This window comes from Alcaligenes sp. YSL9, assembly GCF_030515105.1.
Taxonomy (GTDB): Bacteria; Pseudomonadota; Gammaproteobacteria; order Burkholderiales; family Burkholderiaceae_B; genus Alcaligenes; species Alcaligenes phenolicus.
Genome location: NZ_JALXJU010000001.1, coordinates 1,001,210 through 1,013,416 on the forward strand (window position 1 = coordinate 1,001,210; position 12,207 = coordinate 1,013,416).

Annotated in this window: 11 protein-coding genes; 1 reads left to right on the forward strand and 10 read right to left on the reverse strand. The window is 56.7% G+C overall.

The genetic code is table 11. The annotated features are described in order from the left end of the window. Positions 1-27: 27 nt before the first annotated feature. From M2Q46_RS04680 to M2Q46_RS04720, 9 genes are all read right to left on the reverse strand, one after another. Complete coding sequence (locus M2Q46_RS04680; RefSeq protein ID WP_083053440.1) at positions 28-1,701, reverse strand: TRAP transporter large permease subunit; 1,674 nt, start codon at positions 1,699-1,701, stop codon at positions 28-30. Positions 1,702-1,703: 2 nt separating this feature from the next. Further along, positions 1,704-2,321 (reverse strand): TRAP transporter small permease subunit, encoded by a 618-nt coding sequence (locus M2Q46_RS04685; RefSeq protein ID WP_035272797.1) that lies wholly within the window; start codon positions 2,319-2,321, stop codon positions 1,704-1,706. A 184-nt stretch (positions 2,322-2,505) separates the two neighbouring features. Further along, a complete protein-coding gene (truA, locus tag M2Q46_RS04690; RefSeq protein WP_009462143.1) occupies positions 2,506-3,321 on the reverse strand; it encodes a tRNA pseudouridine(38-40) synthase TruA in 816 nt (271 codons plus the stop codon). 12 nt (positions 3,322-3,333) lie between these two features. Then, a complete protein-coding gene (locus M2Q46_RS04695) occupies positions 3,334-4,740 on the reverse strand; it encodes a FimV family protein (RefSeq protein ID WP_302356849.1) in 1,407 nt (468 codons plus the stop codon). A 2-nt stretch (positions 4,741-4,742) separates the two neighbouring features. Beyond that, a complete protein-coding gene (gene asd, locus M2Q46_RS04700) occupies positions 4,743-5,867 on the reverse strand; it encodes an aspartate-semialdehyde dehydrogenase (protein ID WP_026483365.1) in 1,125 nt (374 codons plus the stop codon). A gap of 45 nt (positions 5,868-5,912) precedes the next feature. After that, on the reverse strand, positions 5,913-6,989 hold the full coding sequence (gene leuB / locus M2Q46_RS04705; RefSeq protein ID WP_009462147.1) for a 3-isopropylmalate dehydrogenase: 1,077 nt from the start codon (positions 6,987-6,989) through the stop codon (positions 5,913-5,915). Between the two features lie 120 nt (positions 6,990-7,109). Next, positions 7,110-7,754, reverse strand: coding sequence for a 3-isopropylmalate dehydratase small subunit (gene leuD, locus M2Q46_RS04710; protein ID WP_009462149.1), 645 nt, complete (start codon positions 7,752-7,754; stop codon positions 7,110-7,112). A gap of 13 nt (positions 7,755-7,767) precedes the next feature. After that, complete coding sequence (gene leuC / locus M2Q46_RS04715; protein WP_009462151.1) at positions 7,768-9,171, reverse strand: 3-isopropylmalate dehydratase large subunit; 1,404 nt, start codon at positions 9,169-9,171, stop codon at positions 7,768-7,770. A gap of 234 nt (positions 9,172-9,405) precedes the next feature. After that, a complete protein-coding gene (locus tag M2Q46_RS04720) occupies positions 9,406-10,833 on the reverse strand; it encodes a PLP-dependent aminotransferase family protein (RefSeq protein WP_302356850.1) in 1,428 nt (475 codons plus the stop codon). Between the two features lie 178 nt (positions 10,834-11,011). Here M2Q46_RS04720 and M2Q46_RS04725 point away from each other — a divergent pair, with 178 nt between their 5' ends. Then, positions 11,012-11,443 (forward strand): carboxymuconolactone decarboxylase family protein, encoded by a 432-nt coding sequence (locus M2Q46_RS04725; protein WP_302356851.1) that lies wholly within the window; start codon positions 11,012-11,014, stop codon positions 11,441-11,443. Between the two features lie 251 nt (positions 11,444-11,694). Here the strand turns inward: M2Q46_RS04725 and M2Q46_RS04730 are convergent, their stop codons facing one another. Then, entirely contained in the window at positions 11,695-12,195 is a 501-nt protein-coding gene (locus M2Q46_RS04730; protein WP_196784024.1) for a heme-binding protein, read from the reverse strand. Positions 12,196-12,207 lie beyond the last annotated feature (12 nt).

A 12,207-nucleotide genomic window follows, 5' to 3' on the forward strand; every position in this document is an offset into this window, starting at 1 on the left:
TGCCCCCGTGTGAATCATGAAATAAGCTTATTGGAAACTGCTGGCCGCGTCATCCGTTCCAAATCCGTAGCTGTCAGAACCGTAAGTCGATTCCGTACCAAACTGGATTTGCGAATCCTCCAGCAGAACTTCGCCGTGCTTATAGTGCGTAACCAGTCCGGGGAAGACCAGTACCGTTGCCACCATCAACAACTGAATGATAATAAACGGTACCGATCCCCAGTAAATATCCGTTGTGGCCACACGCTTGATGCGCTCGCCCGTGACCTTGTCGGTGTAGTCCTCTTTGGGGGCGACGGAACGCAGGAAGAACAGCGCAAAACCAAAGGGCGGGTGCATGAAGGAGGTCTGCATATTGACCGCCAGCAAGACACCGAACCAGATCAGGTCAATGCCCATCTTGTCGGCAATCGGCCCGAGCAGCGGCACAATAATAAAGGCCAGCTCAAAAAAGTCCAGGAAGAAAGCCAGCAGGAAGGTCAGGATACTGACGATAATCAGGAAGCCCCACTCACCGCCAGGCATGTCGATCAAGAGGTGTTCCACCCACAAATCGCCATTGATGCCACGGAAGCTCAGGCTAAAGACGGTAGAGCCCACCAGAATGAAGACCACGAAGCAGGACAGACGAGTCGTCGATTCCATGGCCTGACGCAGCAGCTTCCAGGACAGACGGCCACGAGATACCGCCATGATGATGGCGCCGACCGCCCCCATCGCCCCACCCTCTGTGGGCGTTGCCACCCCAATAAAGATCGTACCCAGCACCAGGAAGATCAGGAACAGCGGGGGCACCATCACAAAGACCACACGCTCGGCGATCTTGGACAGCATTTTCAGCTTGAGCAGCTTGTTGATCAGCGCGATCACCCAGGCCGTAATACCCCACAACAGCAGCACCACAACCACGTGCTCGTCCATCGGGATATTAGGGTGCGTGGCAAAGTAGTGCTGCGAACCGAAGTACGCCACCGCGGTTGCAACCAGCGTCAGCACAATCAGGGATGTCAGGCCGCGGCTACCATTATCTTCAACATAGATACGCGCTTCGGGCGGCAAGGCCGGGGCCGATTTAGGCTTGATGTAGGACATCACCACGATGTAGAGGATGTAGACTGCCGTCAGCAGCAAACCGGGGAGCATGGCGCCACGGTACATATCACCAATAGAGCGGCCCAGTTGGTCAGCCAGAATGATCAGTACGATGGAGGGCGGAATGATCTGCGACAAGGTCCCGGAGGCGGCAATCACCCCCGTTGCCAGCCTGCGGTCATATCCGTAACGCAGCATGATGGGCAAGGAGATCAGGCCCATGGAAATCACGGAAGCCGACACCACACCCGTTGTGGCGGCCAGCATGGCCCCCACCAGCACCACGGCAATTGCCAGACCACCACGCAGGGGGCCAAACAACTGGCCAATGGTCTCCAGCAAGTCCTCCGCCATTCCTGATCGCTCAAGAATAAGCCCCATCAGAGTAAAGAACGGAACGGCCAGCAAGGTATCGTTTTCAACAATGCCAAAGACCCGTTGCGGCAAGGCCTGGAACAAGGCCGGCTGCATCATGCCCAGCTCGATGGCGACCAGACCGTACAGGACACCAATCGCAGATAGCGTGAAGGTAACCGGGAAGCCCAACAGCAAAAACACGATCAAGTTGATGAACATGATCGGGGCCAGATTATCAGTCAAGAATTCCATTGTTACTGGCCCTTGGAAACAGAGATTGTTGCTTCATTTGCCTGGGCAATCTCGCGGATTTCCTGGGCAAGTTCTTCTTCGGCACTCAGCCCCCCATTTCTTAACAAGGGGTTGGGACAAGCACCACGCAAAAAGCCTATGCATTTGATCAGATGCGATACACCGGCCAGGGCTAACAAAAAGAAGCCAACGGGAATCAATAGCTTGACCGGCCAACGTATCATCCCCCCGGTATTGGAGGAGAGTTCGTTCAGCACATAGGATTGCTGGAAAAAGGGAATCGAGAGCCAGAAAATAAGCAGTGTGGCGGGCAAAAGGAAAAAGATCACGCCGATAACATCGATCCAGACCTGAACCCGGGGCGGGAATCGTTCCGCCAGAGCATCCACCCGTACATGCTCGTTGACAAAGAAGGTGTAACCGGCTGCCAGCAAGAAAATTGCACCAAACAAATACCACTGCAATTCAAGCCAGTAGTTCGAACTGACGCCGAACACTTTACGCACGATGGCGTTAATCGCACTGACCAACACCACGATCAGGGTCAGCCAAGTCACGGACTTACCAACGACCGTATTCAGACGGTCGATCAAACTAGACAATCGTAAGAAGAATTTCATGGCCTTGCTCAGGATATGGTCGCCTTCAGGATTCGCTTGTGGCTAATGCTCGAAGGTGGTCGGCCTTATACAGATAAGAATGTAAGAGAAGAAAATGGCTTCACATTTTATACGATTGAAGCATGTGAAGCCGGTTCGAATACCGGGGATAAACCCTTTAGAAACGGACTGAATCATGATTTTTTCAGGCCGTTTCACCAAAACGCAATCCACTTAACTCATAGAGCAAATCGTAGGGATTGCTGGCGGGAATATCGAACTGCTTGGGGTAATCCACCCCGGCCAGATACAGGCCACTGGCATCGAAAGTCGGGGCTGACAAGCGGCGATCGCGCTGTGCCAATAAATGCAGCACCCAATCAGGCGGCTGACGGCCTTGGCCGATATAAATCAGCATGCCCATCAGATTGCGGATCATGTGATGTAAAAAGGCATTGGCGCTGAAACGGAACAGGAAAAAGTCGCCCTGCTGTTCAATCCGAATCTGCGACATGGTGCGCACCGGACTGGCCGCCTGGCATTGCGAGGAACGAAACGCGCTGAAATCATGTTCGCCCACCAGGTGCTGGGCGGCCTCTTGCATCAGAGCCAGGTCCAAAGGACGAAACACCCAGGCCACGCGACCATGCAACAAGGGGGAACGCACCCGGTGCTGGCGCAGCAGATAAACGTAATGACGGCCTTGGGCCGAGAAGCGGGCATGAAAATCATCCGGCACTTCGCGTGCCCATTGCACGGATACAGAGTCCGGCAGCAAGGCATTCAAGCCGCGTACCCACGACTCCAGGCTGCGCTCGGCAGCCGTATCCAGATGAACCACTTGATTGAGGGCATGAACGCCAGTGTCGGTGCGACCGGCGCAGATCGTAGAAACAGGCTGGGCCGTAAAACGGCCCAGTGCCTGCTCCAGAACATCTTGAACGGTGTTGCCACCGGCCTGACTTTGCCAACCCAGCCAGGGCGTCCCTTCATAGCAGACACCCAATGCAATACGTCTCATGGTGGGTTTGCCTTACTGACGAACGGGAGGCTCGTCCGAAGGCGGCTGATCCAAGTCCAGATTAATTTTTTCCAGCTTTTCCCGAACCATCGCTTCACTGACAGGCGCAGGGGAATCATCGCCATGGCGATTTTCAGTATTGGCACGACGCAAAACCCAGGTCACCAGGACCACAATCAACGCCAGTACCACGGCCATCACGGCCAACATATTTTCTTGAATCCAGGACACGGTCTTTTTTGCCTTGTTAACTGCACCGGCCATCTTGCCCTGTTCGGGCTCGGACGGCACGGAAATCGCTCCTGCCACGGCGGCAGAAGAAGCGGCGCCTGAGGCGCCAGAAGAAGTACTACCAGTAGCAGCATCGCTGCCGGAGTCACCCAGACCCAGCTCCTGCGCTGAATCCAGAATCAGATCTTTAGCGGCCTCGCCTTGAGACTGCAAGGCACGGCCCAGGGTGGAGACATTCTCTTCCAGCTGCGAGACACGATCGCCGGTCTCGCGCAGCTCGTGCTGCAATTGCTGTTTGGCGTCACGGGCCTCTGCCCCTGCCGACAACAGCAAACGATCCTGGCCTTGTGCCTGAGCACCTGACTGGCTGGAACCTGTTTGTGCCACTCCTTGGGAAGCATCAGCCTGATCCTGCCCTGCTTGCGCAGCGGAGCGCAAGGCCTGAGCCTGGTCAACATAGAAGCGGCGAGCTTGGGCATCGTCAATGGACAACATGGCCGCCGCATCAGGAATCTGTAGCGTTTGGCCCGCCTTCAGGCGATGCATATTCTGGTCGATGAAGGCATTCGGGTTCTGCTTTTGAACCGCCATCATCCACTGATAAGAGCTGATACCATCCACCGCATGGCGGCGCGCCAGGGCATGCAAGGTGTCACCCGATTTCACGCGTACCGCACTTTGGGTCTGCACACTGGATGCAGAGCTCGAAGCAGAAGCCTGCACGGATACCGGTGCCCGATACGCTGCCTGTGGCTGAGCCACTGCCTTCACGGCCACCGGGGCCGGAGCCAGTACGCTGACCTGATGCAGGAACTGCCCGCTATCACTTTGAATCTGCAAGAGCACATCGGCCACCGAGCCCGAGAACATCTGCTCGGAGGACAACCGAATGCGTCGTACTTGCCCCTGCCCATCCCGCTCGATCACGGCCTTCAAGGAGTCCAGATCAACCGGAGGGGTCAAGCCCGCCTGTTGCCAGGCGGACAAGGGGGCGGGCGTCACCTTCAAGGACAGGCTTTCTTCAGGGCTGATCTGTCGAATGCCCACATCCAGCTTGAAAACCTGATTAGGAGCCGACACAAAACGACTATGACCGATTTCCAGGGCGGAAACCGGCGCAGCCGCCAGCATCCCGGCCAATAGCAGGGCCGAACCCAGCGTACGTACAGGATGCAGACGGCCAGCCATGATTAGAGCTCGCCCAAAGCGATGCGCAACATGCGGCGCAGCGGTTCAGCCGCACCCCACAGCAACTGGTCGCCAACCGTGAAGGCGCTCAGGTACTCGGGGCCCATGTTCAGCTTGCGCAGACGGCCCACAGGGATATCCAGCGTGCCGGTGACGGCAACCGGAGTCAGCGCTTCGACCGTGGCTTGACGCTCGTTAGGCACAACCTTGGCCCACTTGGAACCTTCAGCCAGGATGTCGGTAATCTCGTCCAGCGGAACATCGCGGGTCAGCTTGATGGTCAGTGCCTGGCTGTGGCAGCGCATGGCACCGATACGCACGCACAGACCGTCGATAGGAATGTGCTTGTCCTGTGCACCACGGCCCAGGATTTTGTTGGTTTCCACACCGCCTTTCCACTCTTCACGCGTCATGCCATTGCCCAGATCGGAGTCGATCCAGGGGATCAGGCTACCGCCCAGGGGTACGCCAAAGTTTTTCTGAGGCAGATTGGGGTCGCGTTGTGTCTGCAAGACACCGCGGTCAATATCCAGAATGGCCGATGCGGGATCGTCCAGCAGGCTGGAGACGGACTGGTTGATCAGACCGAACTGAGTCAGCAGTTCGCGCATATGCTGTGCGCCACCACCGGAAGCAGCCTGGTAAGTCATGCTGGTCATCCACTCAACCAGATTCTGGTTGAACAGACCGCCCAGACCCATCAGCATGCAGCTAACCGTACAGTTGCCACCGATGAACTGCTTGCCACCTTTGGCCAGTGCAGCATCGATAACAGGACGGTTGATCGGGTCCAGCACGATCACGGAGTTTTCGTCCATGCGCAGCGTGCTGGCCGCGTCGATCCACAAACCATTCCAGCCAGCGGCACGCAGCTTGGGGTAGATCTGGCTTGTGTAATCTCCACCCTGGGCGGTCACAATAATTGGCAACTTTTTCAAGGCGTCAATATCGTGGGCGTCCTGCAATGGGCCAGCACCGTCAGCCCACGAAGGAGCTGCGCCGCCAGCATTGCTAGTCGAGAAAAACACCGGCTGAAAAAGGGAAAAATCGCCTTCGTCGCGCATGCGCTGCATGAGCACGGAGCCCACCATCCCACGCCAGCCGACCAAACCTACCGCTTGAGTCATGGTAATACCACCTGGATATATAAAAAAATAAAACGATAAAAGATACTATCGCAAAGCCTTGAGCACTGCATCCCCCATAGCACTGGTGCTCAGCAATTGGCAACCGTCCTCGTAGATGTCACCGGTGCGCAGACCTTGTTCGAGCACGCTGGCAACCGCCGCTTCGATACGCTTGGCCTGGTCTTCTGCATTGAGCGAGTAGCGCAGCAACATGGCAGCGGACAAAATGGTGGCCAAAGGATTGGCCTTGTCCTGACCGGCGATATCGGGTGCCGAGCCGTGGCTGGGTTCGTACAAACCTTGCTGGGATGCGTTCAGAGATGCCGAAGGCAACATGCCAATGGAGCCTGTCAACATGGCCGCTTCATCCGATAGGATATCGCCAAACAGGTTGCCTGTGACGATCACGTCAAATTCTTTTGGTGCGCGCACCAACTGCATGGCGGCGTTGTCCACATACATGTGGCTCAATTCCACGTCCGGATATTCGCGGGCCACATCAATCATGATGTCACGCCAGAACTGGGATGTTTCCAGCACATTGGATTTATCCACGCTGCACAAGCGCTTCTGACGTTTTTGTGCGGCCTGGAAACCCACGTGAGCGATACGGCGCACTTCGCTTTCAGCATAGTGCATGGTGTCAAAGCCCTGACGCTCGCCCGCGAAGTTGCCCTCTTCCACCGTACGCACGCCACGAGGCTGACCGAAGTAAATATCACCTGTCAGTTCGCGCACGATCAGGATATCCAGACCGGACACAACTTCTGGTTTCAAGGTAGAAGCGTTAGCCAGTTGCGGGTACAGGATGGCGGGACGCAGGTTGGCGAACAGGCCCATGGCACGACGCAAACCCAAAATGGCTTGCTCGGGACGCAGGTGACGCTCCAGCGAGTCGTATTTCCAGTCACCCACGGCGCCGAACAGCACAGCGTCGGAGTTTTGAGCCAGGCTCAGCGTTTCAGGTGGCAGGGGGTGGCCGTGCAAATCGTAAGCGGCGCCGCCCACGGGAGCCACGGTCATTTCCAGATCCATGCCCAGAGCACCCAGTACGCGCTGCGCCTGTTCGGTAATCTCGGGACCGATGCCATCACCGGGCAATACTGCAATTTTATGAGTCATGATGAGTAGGACGTAAAAATTAGGGAATAAGTGTGAAGAACTCCGGCCTGATGGCCGGAGCATCTTGGCTGCCCCGGAAAGGCAGCAACAGCTAAGCTTCTACAAAACCTGCGCCCAGGCTCAAGGCTGACCAACCAGCCAGGGGTGACGGGCCAGACGCTCGGCTTCGTACTGACGGATCATGTCCGCTTTCTGCAAGGTCAGGCCAATTTCATCCAGACCATTCAAGAGGCTGTGCTTGCGCGACGCATCGATAGTGAACGGCAATTCACGGCCTTCAGGCGTGATCACGCGCTGTTCGGCCAGATCAATACGCAGCTTGTAGCCGGGGAAAGCTTTGACTTCATCGAACAGGCGGGCAATATCCAGCTCGTTCAGGACGATGGGCAGCAAGCCGTTCTTGAAGCTGTTGTTGAAGAAAATATCGGCAAAAGACGGCGCGATAATGGCGCGAAAACCATATTGCATCAAGGCCCAGGGAGCGTGCTCACGGCTGGAGCCACAACCAAAGTTCTTGCGCGCCAGCAGCACGGAAGCGCCCTGGTAGCGGTCCTGGTTCAGCACAAAGTCCGGGTTCAGCGGGCGGCGGGAATTGTCCATGCCGGGCTCGCCGTGATCCAGATAACGCAACTCATCAAACAAGTTGGGGCCAAAGCCGGTGCGCTTGATGGATTTGAGGAACTGCTTGGGGATGATCAAGTCCGTATCCACGTTCTCCCGATCCAAGGGAGCGACCAGACCTTCATGAGTAGTAAATGCTTGCATGGTGTGGATTTCCTCAGTTGAACGAACGCACGTCGACAAAATGGCCGGCAATGGCAGCGGCAGCCGCCATGGCTGGGCTGACCAGGTGGGTACGACCACCCTGCCCCTGACGTCCTTCAAAGTTACGGTTGGAGGTCGAAGCGCAACGCTCGCCCGGTTCCAGACGGTCAGCGTTCATGGCCAGACACATGGAGCAACCAGGCTCACGCCATTCAAAACCGGCGTTCAGGAAAATCTTGTCCAGACCTTCTTGTTCGGCCTGACGTTTCACCAGACCGGAGCCGGGAACAATCATGGCCTGCTTGACGTTGGAAGCGACTTTGCGACCCTTGGCCACGCTGGCAGCCGCACGCAAGTCCTCGATACGGGCATTGGTACAGGAGCCGATGAACACGCGGTCGATACGGATGTCGGTCAAGGGCATATTGGGCGTCAGGCCCATGTATTCCAATGCACGCTCCATGCCATTGCGGGTGACTTCGTCTTTTTCTTTCTCTGGATCGGGTACACGGCTGTCGATAGGCAACACCATTTCAGGCGAGGTGCCCCAAGTCAACTGAGGGGTGATCTGACTGGCATCGATGCGAATCACGCGATCAAACTCGGCACCTTCGTCAGTGTGCAAGGTGTTCCAGTAAGCCACAGCCTGATCCCACAACACGCCTTTGGGCGAGTAAGGACGGCCACGCAGATACTGAATGGTTTGCTCGTCCACAGCCACCATGCCTGAACGTGCACCGGCTTCAATCGCCATATTGCACACGGTCATGCGGCCTTCCATAGACAAGGCGCGAATTGCCGAGCCGCCGAACTCAATGGCGTAGCCGGTACCACCAGCAGTACCGATCTGACCGATCACGTACAGGATCAGGTCCTTGGCAGTACAGCCAAAAGGCAGCTTGCCGTCCACCTGGATCAGCATGCTTTTGCTTTTCTTCATCAGCAAGGTCTGAGTGGCCAGCGTGTGCTCGACCTCCGAGGTACCAATACCAAAGGCCAAAGCGCCCACGGCACCGTGCGTGCTGGTGTGGGAGTCACCACAAACCACGGTCATGCCAGGCAAGGTCGCGCCCTGCTCAGGGCCGACAATGTGCACAATGCCCTGACGCACGTCGTTCATGCGGAATTCGGTAATGCCGAATTCTTCGCAGTTGGCGTCCAGGGTATCGACCTGCAGGCGCGAGATCGGGTCTTCAATGCCGTTCTGGCGGGAGGTGGTGGGGACGTTGTGGTCCGCCACAGCCAGGTTGGCACTGATGCGCCAAGGCTTGCGGCCGGCCAGAGTCAAGCCTTCAAAGGCCTGGGGGCTGGTCACTTCATGCAGCAAGTGGCGATCAATGTAGATCAAACAGGTGCCATCCGTGTCCTGATGCACGACGTGTTCGTCGAACAACTTATCGTATAAGGTTTTTGCCATTGCGCTCTCGCGATTCAGTTGAAATTACAGTCCGCACAAAGCGGGCTGCACATTAATTTTTTCTTATTATGACAGGCGCAGTAACTGGGACAAGACCAGTTTCCATACTAGTATTGGGACTACCACCCTAAATAGAAACATGCCCCTGAAAAAGGTCTCCCGGAGCCTTGTCAAAGAAGGCTCCGGGAGACCAACGTCGTCAGCCATGGCGATTGCTGCAGGCCGGACTCTTGTTCAAGAAGGTTCAGCAATGGCCAAGCTCAAACGTTCTACCCATTCATCGGCCATGCCCTGATCGCTGATATTGGCAAAGCCCATCAACAGCCCCTTATGCACAGCAGGCGATATTTGCCAATCGCTCAAGGCCTGAACGGCCAGGCCATGTTCCTGGGCAGCCTTGGCCAAAGGCCGGTCATCTTCTGCCCTCCTCAAATTGGCAAGCACATGAATCCCCCCTGCCTGGCTTTGCACCTGCAAGCGCTCCCCCAGTATCTGTTGCAGAGCCTGCACCAAATAAGCCCGACGTTTTGCATACAAAGCCCGCATCTTGCGCAAGTGCCGCGCAAAGTAGCCCTGCTCCATGAAGTCCGCCACGGTAGCCTGCGTCAGGATGGAACCCGGCCCGCCTGAATAGTGAGCCGCCTGCTGGAAACGCTCCACCTGGGACAGGGGTGCGACCAAGTACGCCAGCCGCAAACCGGGATTCAGAACCTTGCTGAAGGTGCCGGTATAGATCACCCTGTCGTCCCTATCCAGACTTTTCAGGGCAGGCAAAGGACGTCCGTGATAGCGAAACTCGCTGTCGTAATCGTCCTCCACAATCCAGGCCTGCTGCTGTCTGGCCCACTCCAGCAATTGCAAACGCCTGGGTAGGGACATGGCCATGCCCATAGGGCTTTGATGAGTGGGGGTCACGATGGCAAAGCGTGCCTGTGGGCAATGCTGCTGTCCGGCTATAAGGTTCAGGCCGTCTTCATCCAGCGGCACCGCATGCACGTGCATGCCGGCCTGCTTCAAGAACTGGCGGGCAAAAATATAGCCAGGATTTTCGTACCAGCCCGCGTCACCCGGATTCAGAACGCTACGACACACGAGCTCCAGCGCCCCCCAATACCCGGCCGTCACAAAGATCTGCTCCGGCAGACAAGCTATGCCGCGCGATACGCCCAAATAAGCCGCAATAGCCCGCCGCAACGGCGCATAGCCCACCGGATCGGGGTAACGCATTGCCACGCCCCCCAAAGAGCGCTGATTCTGGTTGGCCAGTCGTGCCCAGGTCTTGCGCGGAAAGGCATCCAAAGCCGGCAGGCCCAGCTGAAATGGCAAAGGGGGTGAGTCTTCTGCTGGTACATATGGCGAGGCACGCAGGGATGAGGCAGGGACACTGGCATATCTTTTCGCAGCCAGACTGGCCAACTGCGGTGACACCACCGTTCCTGCCGGCCCTCGTGCCAGAAAGTAGCCTTCACCCAGCAAGATTTGATAGGCCTGCTCCACCGTACCCTTGGCCACATTCAGCTCACTGGCCAGACTGCGTATGGATGGCACCCGGTCGCCGGGGCGCAATTGGCCTGCAGCAATCGCATCCCGAAAGCGCTCGTACAACTGCTGATAAACAGGAATGCCTGGTTCCCGGCTGGGTTTCCAGTGGCGTAGATCCATACCCATGTCCTAGTCAATTATTGTTTTCTTGTCACTGATGACCAGGACATTACTCATGGATAATCAACAAGTAAAGCGGATAGCCCAGCTTGATACTCAGACTGACGCAAACAGTGAATCCCGCCCCATACAGCTATGGCCTGCTCCGCCCCCTGTCTTACTTTCGATTGGATACGCCATGAGTGCACTTCGCCTTCCCTACGACACCCTGTCTCCCAAAGCCTATCAAGGCCTGTTGCAAACGAAGCTGGCTTTGGACAAAAGCAGCCTGGGCAAAGAATTGATTGAACTGGTTAATTTGCGCATTTCGCAAATCAACGGCTGCTCCTTTTGCCTGGAGATGCACGCTGCCTCCTTGCGCAGCTCGGGCGTGCTCAATGCCAAGATAGACAGTCTGGCAGGCTGGCGTGTCAGCGCGCACTTTGACGAACGCGAACGTGCGGCTCTGGAATGGGCAGAATCCGTGGTGGATGTTGCTCACACTCATGCACCCGACGAGCACTTCGAGCCTTTGAAAGCCCATTTCAGCGATACGGAAATTTCGGATCTGAGTTTTGCGATTGCCTTGATGAGCGCATTCAATCGCTTGGCCATCAGCATGCGCACGTGAACGCGAGGGATGATTCTGCAGCGGCAAGAATCATCCCTCGCCAGAAGTCAATCGTCAGACGGAATACGACCGTTCAGCAGCAACACTGAACGGTCAGCTTATTTGCCAACAATCCCGCCTTTACCGGAGGCCTTACCGCAATCACATCAAGCGATCCCTGAACTAGCCATGCAGCACCCCCCGAAGCTTGGAGTGATATCCAAGTTCCGGGGGGCAGTTCAGAGGCGGCTCCCCGATCAGCTGGAATGCGATTACTTCAGATCGGCCTTCAGGGTTTCCAGAGCCGCTACGGCGCACGCTTCATCCAGGTGGCCACCAGGCGCACCACCTACGCCGATGGCGCCTATCGTGTCATTACCGACCTTGACCGGCACGCCGCCGCCCAGCAGCAGAAAGCCCTGGATATCGCCCAGATTGGCGGCACCGGCATTTTTCTGCGAACCCTCCAGCATGGCGCTGGTCAGGCTGCGGGCCGAAGCGGACGTATAGGCCTTGTCGATGCTGGCATTGACCGTATGCGGACCGGCCTGGTCGGCACGTTGGAGCGCACGCAGTACGCCAGCGCGGTCAACCACAGCCGCCGACACGTTGTAACCTTTGGTCGAGCATTGCTTGACGGTTTCGCTAGCCAAACGATTAGCCAGATCCAGGGAGATGTTTTTTTCGGTCAGCACACCCTGGGCCTGGGCGGCACCAGCGGCAAACAACAACGCCATCAAAAGGGAAGAGCGCAACATAGCAGTAATCTCCATTTATCAGTTCCG